At 71.9% G+C, this 18,823-nt stretch carries 17 protein-coding genes; 12 read left to right on the forward strand and 5 right to left on the reverse strand.

What is annotated here, in order from left to right; all coding sequences use genetic code 11:
• The first annotated feature begins 19 nt into the window (after positions 1-19).
• The gene (locus tag ACFO3Q_RS05790; RefSeq protein ID WP_377003688.1) at positions 20-2,266 is read left to right on the forward strand and encodes a TonB-dependent hemoglobin/transferrin/lactoferrin family receptor; all 2,247 of its coding nucleotides are present in this window, start codon (positions 20-22) and stop codon (positions 2,264-2,266) included.
• A 29-nt stretch (positions 2,267-2,295) separates the two neighbouring features.
• Positions 2,296-3,285, forward strand: coding sequence for a DUF6607 family protein (locus ACFO3Q_RS05795; protein ID WP_377003689.1), 990 nt, complete (start codon positions 2,296-2,298; stop codon positions 3,283-3,285).
• Positions 3,286-4,194: 909 nt separating this feature from the next.
• On the opposite strand, the gene ACFO3Q_RS05800 is transcribed toward ACFO3Q_RS05795, so the two are convergent.
• Genes ACFO3Q_RS05800 through ACFO3Q_RS05810 form a run of 3 tightly spaced genes read right to left on the reverse strand, consistent with a single transcriptional unit; the run spans position 4,195 to position 6,316 of the window.
• Positions 4,195-5,181, reverse strand: coding sequence for a PDZ domain-containing protein (locus ACFO3Q_RS05800; protein ID WP_377003690.1), 987 nt, complete (start codon positions 5,179-5,181; stop codon positions 4,195-4,197).
• A 30-nt stretch (positions 5,182-5,211) separates the two neighbouring features.
• Complete coding sequence (locus ACFO3Q_RS05805; RefSeq protein WP_377003691.1) at positions 5,212-5,763, reverse strand: hypothetical protein; 552 nt, start codon at positions 5,761-5,763, stop codon at positions 5,212-5,214.
• Positions 5,756-6,316 (reverse strand): RNA polymerase sigma factor, encoded by a 561-nt coding sequence (locus ACFO3Q_RS05810; RefSeq protein ID WP_377003692.1) that lies wholly within the window; start codon positions 6,314-6,316, stop codon positions 5,756-5,758. The genes ACFO3Q_RS05805 and ACFO3Q_RS05810 overlap by 8 nt, the downstream gene beginning before the upstream one ends.
• Before the next feature lie 92 nt (positions 6,317-6,408).
• Between ACFO3Q_RS05810 and ACFO3Q_RS05815 the strand changes: the two genes are divergently transcribed.
• The 7 genes from ACFO3Q_RS05815 to ACFO3Q_RS05845 all read left to right on the forward strand — a co-directional run bounded on the left by ACFO3Q_RS05815 (position 6,409) and on the right by ACFO3Q_RS05845 (position 12,824).
• Positions 6,409-7,383, forward strand: a complete 975-nt coding sequence (locus tag ACFO3Q_RS05815; protein ID WP_377003693.1) for an SPFH domain-containing protein — start codon at positions 6,409-6,411, stop codon at positions 7,381-7,383.
• Between the two features lie 6 nt (positions 7,384-7,389).
• Entirely contained in the window at positions 7,390-7,827 is a 438-nt protein-coding gene (locus ACFO3Q_RS05820) for an NfeD family protein (RefSeq protein ID WP_377003694.1), read from the forward strand.
• 119 nt (positions 7,828-7,946) lie between these two features.
• The gene (gene gcvT / locus ACFO3Q_RS05825) at positions 7,947-9,050 is read left to right on the forward strand and encodes a glycine cleavage system aminomethyltransferase GcvT (RefSeq protein WP_377003695.1); all 1,104 of its coding nucleotides are present in this window, start codon (positions 7,947-7,949) and stop codon (positions 9,048-9,050) included.
• Positions 9,047-9,673, forward strand: a complete 627-nt coding sequence (locus ACFO3Q_RS05830; protein ID WP_377003696.1) for a 2-hydroxychromene-2-carboxylate isomerase — start codon at positions 9,047-9,049, stop codon at positions 9,671-9,673. Before gcvT ends, ACFO3Q_RS05830 begins: the two co-directional genes overlap by 4 nt.
• A gap of 73 nt (positions 9,674-9,746) precedes the next feature.
• A complete protein-coding gene (gene gcvH / locus ACFO3Q_RS05835) occupies positions 9,747-10,142 on the forward strand; it encodes a glycine cleavage system protein GcvH (RefSeq protein ID WP_377003697.1) in 396 nt (131 codons plus the stop codon).
• Between the two features lie 91 nt (positions 10,143-10,233).
• Positions 10,234-11,586, forward strand: a complete 1,353-nt coding sequence (gene gcvPA, locus ACFO3Q_RS05840; protein ID WP_377003698.1) for an aminomethyl-transferring glycine dehydrogenase subunit GcvPA — start codon at positions 10,234-10,236, stop codon at positions 11,584-11,586.
• A gap of 764 nt (positions 11,587-12,350) precedes the next feature.
• Complete coding sequence (locus ACFO3Q_RS05845) at positions 12,351-12,824, forward strand: hypothetical protein (protein WP_377003699.1); 474 nt, start codon at positions 12,351-12,353, stop codon at positions 12,822-12,824.
• A 149-nt stretch (positions 12,825-12,973) separates the two neighbouring features.
• On the opposite strand, the gene ACFO3Q_RS05850 is transcribed toward ACFO3Q_RS05845, so the two are convergent.
• Complete coding sequence (locus tag ACFO3Q_RS05850) at positions 12,974-14,215, reverse strand: serine hydrolase domain-containing protein (protein ID WP_377003700.1); 1,242 nt, start codon at positions 14,213-14,215, stop codon at positions 12,974-12,976.
• A gap of 72 nt (positions 14,216-14,287) precedes the next feature.
• Here ACFO3Q_RS05850 and ACFO3Q_RS05855 point away from each other — a divergent pair, with 72 nt between their 5' ends.
• From ACFO3Q_RS05855 to ACFO3Q_RS05865, 3 genes are all read left to right on the forward strand, one after another.
• The gene (locus ACFO3Q_RS05855) at positions 14,288-14,893 is read left to right on the forward strand and encodes a LemA family protein (protein ID WP_377003701.1); all 606 of its coding nucleotides are present in this window, start codon (positions 14,288-14,290) and stop codon (positions 14,891-14,893) included.
• A gap of 186 nt (positions 14,894-15,079) precedes the next feature.
• Positions 15,080-16,987: a M48 family metallopeptidase gene (locus tag ACFO3Q_RS05860; RefSeq protein WP_377003702.1), complete on the forward strand. Its 1,908-nt coding sequence runs from the start codon at positions 15,080-15,082 to the stop codon at positions 16,985-16,987.
• Between the two features lie 90 nt (positions 16,988-17,077).
• The gene (locus tag ACFO3Q_RS05865) at positions 17,078-18,394 is read left to right on the forward strand and encodes an NTP/NDP exchange transporter (RefSeq protein ID WP_377003703.1); all 1,317 of its coding nucleotides are present in this window, start codon (positions 17,078-17,080) and stop codon (positions 18,392-18,394) included.
• A gap of 12 nt (positions 18,395-18,406) precedes the next feature.
• On the opposite strand, the gene ACFO3Q_RS05870 is transcribed toward ACFO3Q_RS05865, so the two are convergent.
• Positions 18,407-18,787 (reverse strand): hypothetical protein, encoded by a 381-nt coding sequence (locus tag ACFO3Q_RS05870; RefSeq protein ID WP_377003704.1) that lies wholly within the window; start codon positions 18,785-18,787, stop codon positions 18,407-18,409.
• Positions 18,788-18,823 lie beyond the last annotated feature (36 nt).

Consider the following 18,823-nt stretch of genomic DNA (forward strand, 5'->3'; position numbering starts at 1 on the left):
TTTTCGACGGATCCCACCCATGTCCCTTCATCCCCTGGCCGCGGCCGTGCTCGCGGCCGTGCTCGTACCCGCGGCGCCCCGGGCGGCCGCCGCGGAGCCGGCCGACGCCCAGCCGCGCGAACTCGACCGCATCACCGTGACCGCCACCCGCACCGCGCGCGCCGTCGCGGACGTTCCGGCCACGGTCGACCTGATCGACCGCGAACGCATGGACCGCACCCTGGTGCGGGACCTCGGCGACCTCTTCCGCTACGAACCGGGCATCAGCGTCGGCAGCGACGTGGCGCGCTTCGGCATCGGCGACATCCGCATCCGCGGGCTCGGCGGCAACCGCGTCGCCATCCTCGCCGACGGCATCCCGGTGGCCGATGCCTTCTCCATCGGCAGCTTCTCCAACGCGGGGCGCAACCTCGTCGACCTCGACACGCTGAAGCGGGTGGAGGTGGTGCGCGGCCCCGGCAGCGCGCTGTACGGCTCCGATGCGCTCGGCGGGGTGGTCGCCTTCGTCGGCAAGGATCCCGAGGACTACCTCGCGCCCGGGCGCGACGCCGCGTCGCAGCTCAAGCTCGGCTACCACGGCGCGACCGAGGGCTGGTTCCTCGGCGCGACCTCCGCCTTCCGCGGCGAGCGCTGGTCCGGCCTGGTCGTCGCCGGGCACCGCCAGGGCCACGCCCGCGACAACCAGGGCACGACGGGCGGCGACGGCAGCGCCCGCACGCGCCCCAACCCGCAGGACACCGACGGCAGGAGCCTGCTCGCCCGGCTGGTCCTGGACGTCGATCCGAACCAGCGCCTGCGCCTGACGGTGGAGGGCAACGAGGACCGCGCGCGCACCGACGTGCGCTCGCAGCGCGGCTTCAGCGCGGCGACCGGCGCGATCGTCGCCGACCTCCAGGGCGACGACCTGCAGACCCGCGCCCGCGTGGCGCTCGTGCACGAGGTGGACGCGATGGCGTCGCCCTTCGCGGACAGCCTGCACTGGCAGGTCTACCGGCAGGACAGCGAGACCACGCAGGAGACGGCCGAGCTGCGCATCGCGCCGGCGAGCGTCGGCCAGCCCAACCAGCGCCGCGAGCGCAGCTTCGGCTTCGACCAGCGCCGCACCGGCGCCATGCTCACCCTGCACAAGCACGTCGCCGCGGCAGGCATCGCGCACGACCTGACCTACGGCCTCGACCTCGCGCGCACCGAGCTGGCGCAGAAGCGCGACGGCCGTGCGACCAACCTGCTGACCGGCGGCGTCACCAACGTGATCTCGCCGGACGTGTTCCCGGTGCGCGACTTCCCGCTCAGCCGCACCACGACCGCGGCGCTCTACCTGCAGGACGAGATGGCGCTCGCCGGCGGCAGGCTGCTCCTCGTGCCGGGCGTGCGCGTGGACCGCTACGAGCTCGCGGTGCGCGCCGATCCGATCTTCGAAGAGGACAACCCCGGCGTGGCCGTGTCCGACCTCGCGCGGACGCGTGTATCGCCCAAGTTCGGCGCGGTGTGGCGGCTGGGCGGCGACTGGTCGCTGTACGCCGGCTATGCGAGCGGCTTCCGGGCGCCGCCCTACGACGACGTCAACATGGGCTTCACCAACCTGCAGTTCGGCTACACCGCGCTGCCGAATCCCGACCTCCGTCCCGAGACCAGCGACGGCTACGAGATCGGCCTGCGGCGGACCGGCGCGCGCGGCTACCTGAGCGTGTCGGGCTTCCTCAACCGCTACGACGACTTCATCGAGTCGCAGCGCTTCGTGGGCTTCAACGAGGCCGGGCTGATGGTGTTCCAGTCGCAGAACGTGACCGAGGCGGAGATCCGCGGCGCCGAGCTGAAGGCGGGCCTCGAACTCGGCGCGCTCGCGTCCGCGCTGGAAGGCTGGTCGCTGCGCGCGGCCGCCGCCTACGCACGCGGGGAGAACCGGTCCGAGGGCGTGCCGCTCGGCGACGTCGACCCGTTCACCGCGGCGCTGGGCCTGGCCTACGACGCGCCGCGCTGGCGGGTCGAGCTGGCCGCGCGCGGCGCGGCGCGCAACGACCGCCGGCCGCCGGTCGCCGGCGCGACGGCCTTCGAGCCGCCGGGCTACGTGGTCTTCGACCTGTTCGGCGGCTGGGACCTCGCGCCGGGCATGCGGCTGGATGCCGGCGTCTTCAACCTCGCCGACCGCACCTGGTGGGGTTCGGGCGCCGTGGTGGCCGGCCTCGCCGAAGGCAGCCCGGCGCTGCTGCGCTACACCCAGCCCGGCCGCCACGTCGGTGCCAGCCTGCAGGTCTCCTGGCCATGACCGCCCACCGTTCCGGAAGGAAGTTCCCGATGTCCGCCTCCCCCCTGCACGTCCTGCTTCCGCTCGCCCTCGCCGCAGTAACCGGTTGCGCCGCGGCGCCCGAGCCGCGGCCGGCGCCTCCCGCGCCGGCGGGCGACGCGCGGCCCGCCGCGGATCCCGCGCGCGACCGCGCCGCCATCCTCGCCATGCAGGGGGAGTACGAGGTGGACTTCGACTTCGCCGAGACGGTGCTGCTCGCCGAGGGCTACGAGCGTCGGCCGGCGATGCGCAGCGGCGGCAACGAGGTGGTGATCGTGGTCGAGGACAGTCCCACCCGCATCGTGCTGCAGCACATCCTGGTCTCCGACGGCGGCCACGTGACCAAGCACTGGCGGCAGGACTGGGAGTACGAGGCCCGCGCGCGTCTGGAATTCAGCAGCGACCAGACCTGGACCCTGCGGCCGCTGGCGCCGGACGCCACGCGCGGCGCCTGGACCCAGTGCGTCTACGAGGTCAGCGACGCCCCGCGCTACTGCGGCACCGGGCGCTGGAACCACCGCTACGGTGTCGCCACCTGGACCTCGGACCGCAGCTGGCGGCCGCTGCCGCGGCGCGAGTACACCAAGCGCGACGACTACAACGCCCTCAACGTCGAGAACCGGCACACCATCGTCCCCGGCGGGTGGACCCACGAGCAGGACAACACCAAGGTGGTGCGTGCGGCGGACGGCGCCACGGTGCGCACGCTGGCGCGCGAGTTCGGCTTCAACGACTACCGCCGCACCCGCGAGGTGGACTTCGGCCCCACCTACGCCTACTGGCAGGCCACCTCGGCGTTCTGGGAGCGGGTCCGCGACGAATGGCAGCGTCGTGCCGCGAGGCACGGCGGCCTGCGCCTGGCGATGGAGGTCGACGGCATGGCGCTGATCGTTCCCCTCTTCGAGGAGGCCGAGCGCATCCAGGCCGGCGGCGCGCTCGACGAGGCGCGGATCGTCTCTCTGTTCGACGACCACGTCGTGGCGCCGGACGCGGAGGAGTGAGCAGAGGGACATGAGGAACGGGAAGCGAGAGGGCTGCGCTGGTGGCCGTACCCGTTCCTCATGCCTTTCCTGACTCCTCGAGCAGCGCGCTGCGCGCGCTCAACCTCCCATCCCGGCCTTCCTCTCCAGGCGGGGTAAGGAGCGCTCTTCGGCGATGAGTGGGATATGAAGTGAGAGGTGGGGCCGGGGGCGTAGTCGTTCCTCAACTCCTTTTCACTCACTCGTCGAACAACGCGCTGCGCGCGCTCACCCCCATCCCAGCCTTCCCCCGCAGGCGGGGGAAGGAGCAGGCCGCGTGCACGTGGAGGTTCCCGCGCCAGCGCCGTGCTCGACCGTCCCCGGCGAAGCATGGCCAGCTCCCTCCCCTGCGAAGCGGGGGTGGGGAGGGGGCGCTTTTTCTGCGAGGGGTGGGGCAAGAGGGGGCGGGGAAACACGCAGAGCGCAGATGCCCCCCAGACCTCGTTTCTCACTCCTCTGCACTCACTCCTCGACCCGCCAGCCCCCTCCCCTGCGAAGCGGGGGAGGGCTGGGGAGGGGGCGCTTTTTCTGCGAGGGGCGAAGCAAGAGGGGGCGGGGAAACACGCGGAGCGCAGATGCCCCCCAGACCTCGTTTCTCACTCCTCTGCACTCACTCCTCGACCCGCCAGCCCCCTCCCCTGCGAAGCGGGGGAGGGCTGGGGAGGGGCGCTTTTTCTGCGAGGGGCGAAGCAAGAGGGGGCGGGGAAACACGCAGAGCGCAGATGCCCCCCAGACCTCGTTTCTCACTCCTCCCACTCACTCCTCGACCCGCCAGCCCCCTCCCCTGCGAAGCGGGGAGGACTGGGGAGGGGGCGCTTTTTTTCTGCGAGGGGTGGGGCAAGAGAGGGCGGGGAAACACGCAGAGCGCAGATGCCCCCCAGACCTCGCTTCTCACTCCCCTCCACTCACTCCTCCGCGTGGCGCCGCCGGCGGGGCGGGAGGCTCCGGCGGTGCGGGCGGGGCGGGCATGAAGTCGAAGCTGCGGCCTTCGGGAACGATGATGGCGACGTCGCGGGCGCGGCGGTCGCGCTGCACGCGCAGGTGCACCGTCTCTCCGGGTGTGGCGCGGCGCAGGGCGCGCATGGCCTCGCGCGGGGTGTTCACCGGCTCGCCCTCGATGGCGAGGATCACGTCGCCGGCCTCCAGCGCGTCCAGCCTGCCCTTGCCGGGCAGCACCAGCACGCCGCGTTCGGTGCCGAAGTAGCGGCCCAGCTGCGCATCGACCGCGGCGAGGTTGAGGCCGCTCCAGCGGAAGGCCTGGGTCAGCATGCCGAAGTCGCAGCGTTCGCCGTCGTCGCCGCAGGGCGAGAGGGCGGACAGCCGACCGACCTCCTCGTTGAGGCGAGACAGGTCGACGTGCAGCCGGTCGAGTCCCTCCCCGGCACGCAGCATCACCACCTCGCGCGCGGGCGGGGTGGAGGCGACGACCTCGGTGCTGTCGGTCCGGCCGTCGCGCAGGTAGTCCACCCGTACACGCTGGCCGTCCTCCAGTCCGGCGAGCTTCGCGCGTGTGTCGGCGAGCCGCGCCTCGGCATCGGCGCCGTCGATGCGCTGCCCGTCGATGGCGACCAGCACGTCGCCGCTGCGCAGTCCGGCCTCGGCGGCGCCGCCGGAGGGCGTCACGCCCTGGATCCTCACGCCCTGTGCGGCCTCGCCCAGCACCAGCCCGAGGCGCGGGCGCAGCAGTTCGATGCGACGCATGCCGGCGACCTGCTCGCGCGAGAGCTCGGCAACGCGGCGGGCGGCGTCGGCGAGATCCTTGCGCGCCGCTTCGAGTGCGGCACGCTCGCCGTCCGCCGCGGGCGGCGCGGACTGGGCGAAGCCGGTGGCCGGCAGCAGCAGGGCGAGGGACAGCGCGATGCGCGACATGCGGGACATGGTGTGCTCCATCTGGATTGTGTGGATGACTCAATCGACCGCGACGGCCACGAGCTGGTAGTCCTGCCCGCGCGTCGCCAGCCACAGGCGGGTGGCTTCGAGGGCGGCGAGATCGCGCAGCAGGTGCACGCGTTCCTCCCACAGGGCGAGGTGCTCGGCGTCGCTGCCCGGCGCGAGGTCACCCAGGCGCGCATCGACCAGGCGCAGGCGGTCCTCGTAGCCGGCGGCGAGCGCGGCCACGCTGCCGCTGGCGGCCGCATCGTCCTGGGCCGCGGCGACGAGCGCCTCGAGCGAGCGCGATTCGGCCATCAGCGACTCCAGCCGGGCGACCTCCGGGGGCGTCTGTGGCGCCGTCTCCGCGGGCCGCAGCGGGCCGTACAGCGGCAGCGCCACGGCCAGCGCGAGCGCGGCCGCGGCGGCCATCCCGATCCAGGCGCGTCGCGCCGGCCGCCGGGTGGCCGGTCGCCGCAGGCGCGCGGCGATCGCGGGCCAGGCGTCCTGCGGCGTTTCCTCGGGCAGGCCCGCGAAGGCGTCGGCGATGTCGATGGCGTCGGGCTGCTGCGGGGGGCGGGCGTCAGGCATGGCTGGGTTCCTCGATTCCGAGCAGGGCGCGCAGGCGGCGGGTGCCGCGCGCCAGCTGCGACTTGGAGAAGCTGACGCTGCGCGCCATCGCGGCGGCGATCTCCTCGTGGGTGAAGCCTTCGGCGTGATAGAGCCACAGCACGCTGCGCGTGGTCGGCGGCAGCCGGGCCAGGGCGCGGGCGAGCAGGGCGGCGTCGGCGGCGGCCGGCGGCAGCGTGTCCGGCGCTTCGTCGCCCGGTTCCTCGGGCAGGGCCTCGTCGTCGTCGCGGCGCGCGCGCCGGCGCAGGCGCATCAGTGACTCGTTGACCGCGATCTGCCGCAGCCAGCCCCAGAACGGGCACTGCCCGCGGAAGTCGCCCAGGCGCGCGAACAGCTTGAGCATGGTCTCCTGCAGCACGTCCTGCGCGTCCTCGCGGCTGCCGGTCATGCGCAGGGCGAGGGTGAACACCGGGCGCTCGAACAGCCGGTAGATGCGTTCGTAGGCGCGCACGTCGCCGGCGCGTGCGGCGGCGAGGGTCGGCCCGGGGACGTCGATGGCGAAAGCGCTGCTCACGGGGAAGAGGATGCGCCTGGCGGCGGAATGGTCGCAGCCGTCGCGCCCGCCGGCCCTATACTCGCGGCCTGCCACCCACGGGGAGAAGGGACATGGGCATCACTGGAATACTGATCGCCGTACTGGTGGTCTTTGCGGTCATCACCGCATTCAAGGGCATCCGCATGGTGCCGCAGGGCTACGAGTACACGGTGGAGCGCTTCGGCCGCTACACGACCACCATGAGCCCGGGACTGCACTTCCTCGTGCCCTACGTGCAGACCGTGGGGCGCAAGATCAACATGATGGAGCAGGTGCTCGACGTCCCCAGCCAGGACGTCATCACCAAGGACAACGCCGTGGTCAAGGTGGACGGCGTGGTGTTCTTCCAGGTGCTGGACGCCGCCAAGGCAGCCTACGAGGTGGCCAACCTGGAAGTGGCCATGATCGCGCTGACCCAGACCAACATCCGCACCGTGATCGGCTCGATGGATCTCGACGAGTCGCTGTCCAACCGCGAGGCGATCAACGCGCAGCTGCTCAACGTGGTGGACCAGGCCACCAACCCCTGGGGCCTCAAGGTCAACCGCATCGAGATCCGCGACATCCAGCCGCCGCGGGACCTGATCGACTCCATGGCGCGCCAGATGAAGGCCGAGCGCGAGCGCCGCGCGGTCATCCTCGAGGCGGAAGGCCATCGGCAGTCGGCCATCCTCCGTGCCGAGGGCGAGAAGCAGGCCGCCATCCTGGAAGCTGAGGGCGGCCGCGAAGCCGCCTACCGCGAGGCCGAGGCGCGCGAGCGCCTCGCCGAGGCCGAGGCCAAGGCGACCGCCATGGTCTCCGAAGCCATCGCCGCGGGCAGCGTCAACGCCATCAACTACTTCGTCGCGCAGAAGTACATCGAGGCGTTCAAGGCGCTGGCCGAGGCGCCGAACCAGAAGTTCGTGCTCATGCCGATGGAGGCCTCGGGCGTGGTCGGTTCGCTCGGCGGCATCGCCGAGCTGGCGCGCACCGCGCTCGGCGAAACCGGTGGACGCATGCCGCCGGCGCCCGCGCCGAACCGCGCGCGCTTCGCGACCGGGGAGTAGCGCGCCATGCGCGCCGAACCCGCGTTCTGGATCATCCTGGCGATGCTGCTGTTCGCCGCCGAGGCGATGGCGCCGGGCGCCTTCATGCTGTGGTTCGGCCTGGCGGCGCTGGCGATGTTCGGCATCACCCTGTTCGTCCACGACATCCCGTGGCTGTGGCAGGCCATCGCCTTCGTGGTCCTGTCCACCATCTCCACCCAGGTCTACCGGCTGTGGTTCCGCCGGCGCGAGCCGGAAAGCGACCGGCCGCTGCTCAATCGCCGCACCGAGCAGCTGGTCGGCCAGGTCGCGCCGCTGCGCCAGGCCATCGTGGACGGCCGCGGCCGGATCCAGCTCGGCGACGCCTTCTGGACGGTCGAAGGGCCGGACCTGCCCGAAGGCGCGCGCGTGCGCATCGTCGGCGTGCGCGATGGGGTGCTGGTGGTGGAGGCGGTGGGGGCGTAGCGGTCGGGGAACGGGGAACGGGGAACGGGGAACAGGGAACAGGGAACAGCCTCTCTCTCTGCCTGCAAGCCCCAGCCCCACGCCTCGTCCATAATGCCGGCCTCACTTCCGGAGGCCGCATGACCAAGCAGACCGTACTCAACGCCACCCACCGCGCGCTCGGCGCCAAGATGGTCGACTTCGGCGGCTGGGACATGCCCATCCACTACGGCTCGCAGATCGACGAGCACCACCTGGTGCGGCGTGCGGCGGGCATGTTCGACGTCAGCCACATGACCGTGGTGGACCTGCACGGGGAGCAGGTGCGCGCCTTCCTGCGCCGGCTGCTGGCCAACTCGGTCGACAAGCTCAGGGTGCCGGGCAAGGCGCTCTACAGCTGCATGCTGAACGAGACCGGCGGCGTCATCGACGACCTCATCGTCTACTTCCGCGACGAGACCTTCTTCCGCCTTGTGGTCAACGCCGCCACCCGCGACAAGGACCTGGCGTGGATCGCGGCGCAGGCGCAGCCCTTCGGCGTGGAGGTGCGCGAGCGGCCCGAGCTGGCCATGGTGGCGGTGCAGGGGCCGGAGGCGCGGGCCAAGGTCATCGCCCTCCTGCCGGAAGCGGCGCGCGGCGAGGTGGAAGCGCTCGGCAAGTTCGCCGCCGCCGAGGTCGACGGCGACTTCGGCACGCTCTTCGTCGCGCGCACCGGCTACACCGGCGAGGACGGCTTCGAGATCGTGGTGGACGAGGCGCATGCGGTCGCGTTCTGGAACGCGCTGCACGCCGCCGGCGTGGCCCCCGCGGGCCTGGGTGCGCGCGACACGCTGCGCCTGGAGGCCGGCATGAACCTCTACGGGCAGGACATGGACGAGACCGTCTCGCCGTGGGAGGCCGCCCTCGGCTGGACCGTCGCCCTCGACGAGGGGCGCGACTTCAATGGCCGGGCCGCGCTGGAGGCGCAGAAGGCCGCCGGCGACGCACGGCGCATGGTCGGCCTGGTGATGGACGAGAAGGGCGTGTTGCGCCACGGCCAGCGCGTCCTGACCGATGCGGGCGAGGGCGAGATCCTCTCGGGCACCTTCTCGCCCACGCTCGGCAAGGCCATCGCCTTCGCGCGCGTGCCGGCGGGCGATCCCGGCGCGGTGCGGGTCGACATCCGCGGGCGCGAGGTGCCGGTCCGGATCGTGAAGTTCCCGTTCGTGCGCGACGGGCGACCGCAGCCGGGCGTGCTCGCATGAGCGGCGGCGGGACGATCGACTACTTCTTCACCCTGCTCTCGCCCTATGCCTACCTGGGGCATGCGGCGCTGCACGAGATGGCCGCGCGCCGCGCCGCGACCGTCCGCTACCGGCCGGTGCGCCTGATGGCGCAGTTCGCGGCCACCGGCGGCGTGCCGGTCGGACAGCGGGCGCCCGCCCGGCAGCGCTACCGCCTGCTCGAACTGCAGCGCTGGCGGGAGGTCCGCCGCCTGCCGCTCAACCTCGCGCCCGCGCACTGGCCGTTCGATCCCGAGCTGGCCGACCGCTGCGTGCTGGCGCTCGTCGCCGCCGGCAAGGACCCGAAGGACTTCATGTTCGCCGCGATGCGCGCGGTGTGGGCGGAGGAGCGGGACGTCGCCGACCGCGACACCGTCGCCGAGATGCTGGGTCGCGCCGGCTTCGATGGCGGCGCCGTGCTCGAGGCCGCCGCCGACCCCGCGCACGCGCGCACGCTCGACGGCAACACCGAGGCCGCCATCGCCGCGGACCTGCCGGGCGTGCCCGGCTACGTGCGCGACGGCGAAGCCTTCTGGGGGCAGGACCGGCTGGACCTGCTCGAGGCCGCGATCGCCTCCGGGCGGCCGGCCTTCCGCGCCGGCTGATTCGCGTCGCCCCGGCGCTCCGATACAATCCGCGGCATTCCTTCCACCCTGCAAGCCCATCAGGAGCACCGCCATGAGCGAGATCCCCGGCGACCTTCGCTTTCTCAAGTCCCATGAATGGGCCCGTGTCGAGGACAGCGGTCACGTCACCGTCGGCATCTCGGATCATGCGCAGTCGCTGCTGGGCGACCTGGTCTACGTCGAACTGCCGAACGTCGGCGACCGCGTCGAGGCCGGCAACGCCTGCGCGGTGGTCGAGTCGGTCAAGGCCGCGTCCGACGTCTACGCGCCGGTCTCCGGCACGGTGACCGCGGTCAACGGTGCGCTGTCGGACAAGCCCGAGACGATCAACGAGGACGCCTACGGCGAAGGCTGGATCTTCACCATCGAGGTGGACGAGCCGGAGGCCGTCAACGAACTGCTTTCGCCCGACGACTACGCCCAGCTCCTCGAGGACGAGGACCACTGACCGGCCGAGCCCGGTCCCACCGCTGCTGCACCGCGACGGCCGCCTGGCGGCCGTCGTCGTTTCTCGCAATCTTCGTTCCAGAGGCGCAACCATGCCGTTCATTCCCCACTCCGAGGACGACGTCCGCCAGATGCTCGCGACCATCGGCGTCGCCGACATCGAGACGCTCTTCGACGAGATTCCCGCCTCGCTCAAGGCGAAGTCGCTGACGGCGGTGCCGGAAGGACTGACCGAGATGGAGGTCTCGCGCCTGATGCGCGAGCGCGCGCGGGCCGACGAGACCGTCCTCAACTTCGCGGGCGCCGGCGCCTACGAGCACCACATCCCCGCGGCCGTGTGGCAGATCGTGGGGCGCGGCGAGTTCTACTCCGCCTACACGCCGTACCAGGCCGAGGCGAGCCAGGGCACGCTGCAGCTGATCTACGAATACCAGACCATGCTGACCCGCCTGGTCGGCATGGATGCGTCCAACGCCTCCATGTACGACGGCGCGACCGCGCTGGCCGAGGCGCTGCTGATGGCCGAGCGCAGCCGCCGCAAGGGCGGCGCGCGCCGTGTGCTGGTGCCCGAGTCGGTGCATCCGGCCTACCGCGAGACCGTGCGCACCATCCTCGACCTGCAGCAGATCGAGGTCGTCGAACTGCCGTGCCCGGGAGGCCGCCTCGATCTCGAGGCTCTCGCGGCGGTGCAGGGCGAGTACACCGCGCTGGTGGTCCCGCAGCCGAACTTCTTCGGCGTGCTGGAGGAGGCCGATGCGCTGACCGATGCCGCGCATGCGGCGGGTGCGCTGGTGGTGGCGGTGGTCAACCCGATGTCCCTGGCGCTGCTCAAGCCGCCGGGCGAGTGGGGCGGCACCGGCGCCGACATCGTCTGCGGCGACGGCCAGCCGCTGGGCGTGCCGCTGTCCTCGGGCGGCCCGTACTTCGGCTTCCTCGCGTGCAAGAAGGAACTGATCCGGAACATGCCCGGCCGCATCGTCGGCCGCACCGTCGACGTCGACGGCCGCACCGGCTACGCGCTCACCCTGCAGGCCCGGGAGCAGCACATCCGCCGCGCCAAGGCGACGTCCAACATCTGCACCAACCAGGGACTGCTGGTGACGGCGGCGACCATCTACATGTCCCTGCTCGGCCCGCAGGGGCTGCAGGCGGTGGCACAGAACTCGATGGCCAACCTGCGCACGCTGCGCGACAGGCTGTGCGCGATTCCGGGCGTGCGCCCGCTGTTCGCGGACCAGGCCCATTTCCACGAGATCGCCCTGCGTCTGCCCAGGCCCGCGCGCGAGGTGATCGAGACGCTCGCCCGCCAGCGCATCGTCGCCGGCGTCGCGCTGGGCGATACCTATGCCGGCTACGAGGACGCGCTGCTGGTCTGTGCGACCGAGACCAAGACCGCCGCCGACATCGAGCAGTTCGCCGCAGCGCTCGCCGACGCGCTGGCCTGATCACTTCTTGACCACATCGGCCCGCGGTGCGGAGACGCATCGCGGGCTTTTTCTTGCGCGAGGCTTGCGCGAGGCTTGCGCAGTTGGGCGTTGTGCGATGCCGAACGGGCGGCTCGCGACGCGATCCGCGCATCGTCGTGTCGCATCCGCCGGCGCAGGCGAGATGCGTCGCGTGCAGCAGGAGAGGGATCGAACGTGCGCATCGGTCGCGCTGCGGAAAGCCGCGCCAGCAAAGGCTTTCCGCGGCAGGCGCGACGATGCGCGCGCGTTGCCCGTGCGTCGTCGCGATGCCGACGACGACGATGCGCAGCACGCACGCGGCGCACGAGGCCGGCGAAGGCGCGATGTCGTGCCTGAAAATTTGTTGACAGTCCGAAAACCCGTGATTAGGTTTCGCCGCAACACGCTGAGCGCGAACGAGCGAGCTTGATCAAGCAGTCGACGAAGGCACACCGACAGGGTCCCACCCGACGCTTTTCATCGGTGGACCCCAGAGCGGCTTTCCCCGCAAAAAACGCATCGCCCTTCGCCTTCCGCAACGCCCGTGCCGGTTCGGTGCGGGCGTTTCCGTATGCGCCCCGGCGTGCCGGGCGAGCGGTCGCCGCGACGGTCGCCGGCATCGAGGGCAGCACCCCAATCCGCATCGCGGCATCCGCCGCGGTCGGTGATCGCAGGCGGTATCGCGATCTCCCGCCGGCGCAGAGCGCCGGTCGACAAGAAGTTCCTGACTGGGCATCCGACAGCCAACTGACGAGGAGTTGACCATGGCTACGAAGAAGACCGCGAAGAAGGCCGCCAAGAAACCGGCCGCCAAGAAGACCGTGAAGAGCGCAGCACCGAAGAAGGCGACCAAGACCGTCAAGAAGACCGCGGCCAAGAAGCCGGCGGTGAAGAAGGTCGCCAAGAAGGCTGCGCCGAAGAAGGCCGCAGCGAAGAAGGTCGCGAAGAAGACCGCGAAGAAGGCTGCACCGAAGAAGGTCTCCGCCAAGAAGGCCGCTCCGAAGAAGGCGGCAGCGAAGAAGACCGCGAAGAAGGCCGCTCCGAAGAAGGTCGCGAAGAAGACCGCCAAGAAGGCCGCCCCGAAGAAGGCCGCCGCCAAGAAGTCGGCTGCGAAGAAGCCGGCCGTGAAGAAGACGGCAGCCAAGAAGCCCGCCGCGAAGAAGGCCGCACGCAAGCCGGCCGCCAAGAAGGCCGCACCGGCCCTGCTTCCGCCGACCCCGGTCGCTCCGGTGCTCTAAGCCTCACCCGATTGTCGTAGTCCAGCCCTCTCCCCGTTCGCCCAGGCGGGGAGAGGGTCTTTCGGGAGCGCAATGCCCCCGTCCGCGCGCGCTGCATGCGTCGCGCCTCTTCCACTCCCGGACGAACCGGCCGCCGCCCGTGGGCCGCCTCAGCGGCGCGCGTTCTGCTGGCGGACGCGGCCGATCTGTACCCAGTCCCGCTCCGGCAGGCCGAGCACGCGATCGAGGAAGGTCGGCATGATGCCGGTGGGCACGGCGCTCTCGCTGTTCCACAGCAGCACGATGCCGACGTCGTGCTCGGGCAGCAGCGCCGCCAGCCCGCGATAACCCTGCACTGCGCCCCCGTGGAAGATCATGGTGTGGCCGGCGTAGTCGTAGATGCGCCATCCCAGGCCGTAGGACGCGTCGCGCAGGCGTTCGCGGCGCCAGGGCGTGTTGCGCAGCTCGCCCGGCGTGGCGACCTGCGGCGTGTGCGTCTCCGCCAGCGCTTCCGGCGAGAGCACGTCCGGCCGGTGCCCGAGCTGCGCGATCAGCCACTGCGCCATGTCGCGCGCCGAGGCGTTCACCCCTGCCGCGGGCGGAACCCGGTAGTAGGTTTCCTTGGGCCGTACCGGCACCCAGCCGCCGCGCCCGCGCACGTGCGGCCGCGCCCAGCTCGGCATCGCCTCCAGCGGCTGTCGGCCGTAGGTCGCGCTGTACATGCCGAGCGGGTGGAAGATGCGCTTCTCGACCTGGTGGGTATAGAAGTCGCCGGTGCCGGCGAAGACGAGATCGCCGATCAGGCTGAACGCGACGTTCTGGTAGGTGTAGCAGGCGCCGGGGCGGCAGGTGAGGGGCGCGTTCGCCAGGCGGCCGGCGAGCAGCTCGTAGGGCTCGTTGTTCTCGAGGTCGCGGTCGTAGGTGTTGTTCGGCAGCCCCATGCGATGGCTGAGGATGTCGCGCGTGGTGAGGTTCTGCGCGCCCTCGAGGTCGGCCAGCTTGAACATGGGCAGCTGGTCGACCAGCCGCGTGTCCCAGCTCAGCGCACCTTCCTCGACCAGTTGCGCAGTGAGCGCGCCCGCGAACGCCTTGGACAGCGACGCGAGGCGGTAGACGGTATCCGCCGTGGCCGGCTGCTTGCTGACGGTGTCGGTGACGCCGAAGGCGTTCTGCACCAGCACGCGTTCGCCCTGGACGATGGTGATGGAGATGCTCGGGATACGCGCGGCCTCCACCACGCGCGCGGCCAGTTGCTCGATCTCCCGCGCTTCGCGGGTGAAGTCGCGGACGGGCTGCTGGCGGGAGGCGGTGGCGGCGGTCCCGGGACCGCCCTGGGCGGAGGAAGGAGAGGGGAGGAACCCGGCGAGCACGAGGCCGGAAACGAGGAGCGCGGCTGCTTTCTTGGCTGACATCGCCTGCGTATGCTTGGGCCCGCCGGCATTCTAGCGCGCCCCCGCGCGCGGGCCGAACCACGAGGACGCGGAATGACTGGGACATTCATTTTCCTGCTGGTGATCCTTGCCCTGGTGGCCGTCGTGGCGTTCTGGGGCATCGGCATCTACAACGGTCTGGTCACGGCGAGGAACGCCTACCGCAACGCCTTCGCGCAGATCGACGTGCAGCTGAGGCGGCGGCACGACCTCATTCCCAATCTCGTCGAGACCGCGAAGGCGTACATGAGCCACGAGCGCGAGACGCTCGAGGCGGTGATCGCCGCGCGCAACGGCGCCGTCGCCGGGCTCGACCGCGCCAAGGCCAATCCGGGCGATCCCGCCGCGATGCAGCAGCTCGCGGGCGCGGAGAACGCGCTGACCCAGACCCTGGGACGCCTGTTCGCCCTGTCCGAGGCCTACCCGGACCTCAAGGCGAACCAGAACATGATGCAGTTGAACGAGGAGCTCACCTCGACCGAGAACCGCGTCGCCTTCGCGCGGCAGGCGTACAACGACTCCGTCATGCAGTACAACAACAAGCGCGAGGTGTTCCCGTCCAGCGTGGTCGCGGGCGCCTTCAACTTCGCGCCGGCGGCCCTGCTCGAGATCGGTGCGGACGAGGCGCACGTGCGCGAGGCGCCGAAGGTCCAGTTCTAGGGACATGGGCGGCGGAATGCGTCCGGGCTGCAACGCCGTCCGCGCGGCCCCCGGCCCCGCCGGTTCCTGGCCTGTGGCCCCGCCGCAGGCCGGCGGGTCGCCGGAGGTCCGGGCGCGCGCAGCGGGCGTTTCGCCCCGGACGTCTCTACCGCCCATGCTCCGGGCACGTGCCTTGCGGAGGCCGCGATGAACTTCTTCGAGCGCCAGGCGATCGCGCGCGCGCAGTCGCGGCGGCTGGTCGTGCTGTTCGCGCTGGCGGTCGCGGCCATCGTGCTGACCGTGGACGCCATGGTGTTCGCGGCCCTCCACCAGCCGGGCCAGCCGCCCATGGAACTGGCCGGCACCCTGGTCGCGGTGAGCGCGGCGACGCTGGCGGTGATCGGGCTGGCCTCGCTGTTCCGCATCTCCACGCTGCGCCAGGGCGGCGGCCGCATCGCGCAGGAGATGGGCGGCGTGCGCGTCGGCGAGGACGTGAGCGATCCCGACTACCGGCGCCTGCGCAACGTGGTCGAGGAGATCGCCATCGCCTCGGCGGTGCCGGTGCCGGAGATCTACGTGCTCGAGAACGAGCCCGGCATCAACGCCTTCGCGGCGGGCTACGCGCCCACCGACGCCGCGGTCGCGGTGACCCGGGGCGCGCTGGACAGGCTCAACCGCGACGAGCTGCAGGGTGTCATCGCGCACGAGTTCAGCCACATCCTCAACGGCGACATGCGCCTCAACATCCGCCTCATGGGCGTGCTGTTCGGCATCCTCGTGATCGCCCTGATCGGCCGCCGCGTGCTGCTGTACGCGCGCGGCGGCCGCGACTCGCGCGGCGCCGCGGCCATCCTGCTGGCGGCGCTCGCCGCGATGATCGTCGGCTACGTCGGCCTGTTCTTCGGCCGGTTGATCAAGGCCGGCATCAGCCGCCAGCGCGAGTACCTCGCCGATGCCTCGGCGGTGCAGTTCACCCGCCAGACGCGCGGCATCGCCGGCGCGCTGAAGAAGATCGGCGGCCTGCGCGAGGGTTCGCGTCTGGCCGACCGCGCGGAGGGCGAGGAGATCAGCCACATGCTGTTCGGCGACGGCATGGGTTTCTCCGGCCTGTTCGCCACGCATCCGCCGCTGGTCAAGCGCATCCAGGCGATCGAGCCGCACTTCAAGCCCGAGAACCTGGAGGCGCTGGCGGCGCGCTGGAAGCAGAGCCCGCCCTCGGGGCGCGAGGAGGACCGCGCGCTGGGCCTCGCGCCGGATGCGGCGACCGTCCGCATGGACGGCTTCAGCAGCACGGCGGCGACGCCGGCGGCCGTGGCGGCGCATGTCGGCGAGCCCGACGAGGCCGACTACGCGCACGCCGCGGGCCTGCTGGAGAGCATTCCCGTCGCGCTGGCCGATGCGGCGCACGCGCCCGGTTCGGCGATGCCGCTGCTCCTCGGCCTGCTGCTCGACCGCGACGCGGCGATCCGCGCGCGCCAGCTCGACCTCGTCGAGACCCACATGGGCGCAGACGCCGCCGCCGCGGTGCGCGGCGTCGCGGAGGGGATCGACGCACTGCATCCGATCCAGCGCCTGCCGCTGGCGGCCATGGCCTTTCCCGCGCTGCGCCGGCGGCCGCGGCCGCAGGTGGACGCCTTCCTCGCGACGGTGGACGCGCTGTCGCATGCCGACGGCGTGGTGGACCTGTTCGAGTACTGCCTCGGGCAGATGCTGCGCGTGCAGGTGACCGAGGCGCTGGACCCCGGCGCCCACTGGCGCCCGGGCCGTCGCCGCCTCGCCGAGGTCCGCGAGGAGGCGGTGCTGCTGCTGGCCTTCCTGGCCCGCGCGGGGACCGGGCATTCCATCGCGGCGCAGCGGGCGTTCAATGCCGGGGTCGCGCGCCTGTTTCCCAACGAGGCGATCGCCTATGCGGCGCCTGCCGGCGGGCCGCAGCGCCTCGATCCGGTCTGGCCGGCGCTCGACGCCCTCGACGCGCGGGCCAAGCAGGTCCTCGTCGAGGCGCTGGCCGCGACGGCGGGCAACGACGGGCGCATCACCGTCGCCGAGGCGGAGCTGCTGCGGGCGGTCTGCGCATTGCTGCACTGCCCGCTGCCGCCCCTGCTCGAAGCGCGCTGAGGCGCCGCGGGCGCGCGTCGCCATGGCGACGCACCGCAGCATCCGCTACTGTGCGCGCGCCCGATCCCACCACGTGGCCGTACCGCGCCGATGCCCGCTCCACTGCAACGCCCACGTGAGGCCCTGCGGCGCATCCCGCGCTCGACCCGGGCGCCCCTGGTCTGGGCCTTCCTGTACTTCTTCTTCCTGCTGACCGGCTACTACGTGCTGCGCCCGGTGCGCGACGCCATGGGCGCGAGCGCCGACGTCGCCGCGGTGTTCCCGACCTCCGCCATCGCCTGGTTCGGGGCGCGCGGCATCGATCTGGGCGACTTCACCCTGCAGGTGCTCTTCACCGGCACCTTCGTCGCCATGGTGGTCCTGCAGCCGCTCTACGGCGCACTGGTGAGCCGGGTGCCGCGCAGGGTCTTCCTGCCGGTGGTGTACCTGCTCTTCATCGCCTGCCTCGTCGGCTTCTACTTCGCCTTCGACAGCGGCCTGCCCGGGCGCGGCGCCGCCTTCTTCGTGTTCGTCGCGGTGTTCAACCTGTTCGCGGTCGCGGTGTTCTGGAGCTTCATGGCCGACGTCTTCGCCGACCACGAGGCGCGTGCGGTCTACGGGTACATCGGCGCGGGCGGCACGCTCGGCGGCCTGCTCGGCCCCGAGCTGACCGGCCTTCTGGTGGGCTCCCTCGGCGTCGCCAACATGCTGCTGATCTCGGCCGGCTTCCTGGGGCTCTGCGTGCTGTGCATCCTCATGCTCTGGCCGCACGCGGGCCGGCGCACGCGCGCTGCGGGCGACGCCGAGACCATCGGCGGCAGCGTGCTGGCCGGCCTGCGCCTGGTCGCGCGGGAGCCGCTGCTGCGGGCGATCGCGATGCTGATGTTCTTCGGCGTGGGCGTCGGCACGCTGCTCTACAACGAGCAGGCGGCCATCGTGCGCGCACTCGCCGCGGACGATGCGGTGGCCGCGGTGACCTTCTATTCCCGCCTCGACCGCTACATCAACTGGCTGGTGCTCGTCATCCAGGTGCTGCTGACCCGGCGCCTGCTGGCCCGCTTCGGCGTCGCGAAGGTGCTGCTCATCCCGGCCGTCGCGGTACTGGGCGGCTATGCGCTGCTTGCGGCGTCGCCGCTGCCGATCCTGGTGGCCATCGTGCAGGTGGCGACCCGGGCCGGCGAGTTCTCCCTGGGCAAGCCCGCGCGCGAGACGATCTACACGCGGGTCGCGCCGGAATGGCGCTACAAGGCCAAGGCGGCCATCGACACCGTCGTCTACCGCGGCGGCGACCTCACCTTCGTCTGGCTGCACAAGGCGCTGGCCCTGGGCGGCTCGCACGTGGTGTTCGGGGTCGGCTTCCTCGTCGCGGCGGCGATGACCCTCGGCGCCTGGCGCGTGGGCCGGGAGCAGGCGAAGCTGCCGGCCTGAGCGGCGCGCGGGTCAGACCGCGAACAGCGGCCAGGCGAAGAGCAGGGCGCCGATCGCGAACAGCGCGCTGAGCGCGTGCAGGGCCGGGTGGTCGTAGCGCAGGAACACGAACTGCTCGACCAGCCGCCCGAGCCAGAACAGGCTCATGCCGACGAGCAGGGCGTGGCCGAGCGGGGTGTCGGCGAGCGCCTGCGCGAACCCGAAGCACAGCACCGCGACCAGGACGAACACGTAGGTCAGGCGCAGGTTGAGGATCTGCATGATCGCGCGGTTCGCGGGGCGGAGCCGCGCGAGGTCCTGGCGCCAGCCGAACAGGCGCCAGAACAGGAGATGGAACACGGCGAAGCCGGCGCTGTGGATGCCGGCCAGCAGGATGGCCGTTTCGGCGCTCATGCGCGGTGGCGCGGGCGCAGGCCGGGGGCGCCTGCG

Origin of the sequence: Coralloluteibacterium thermophilum, assembly GCF_042654365.1 — a bacterium.
In the GTDB taxonomy this organism is placed as follows: Bacteria; Pseudomonadota; Gammaproteobacteria; order Xanthomonadales; family Xanthomonadaceae; genus Coralloluteibacterium; species Coralloluteibacterium thermophilum.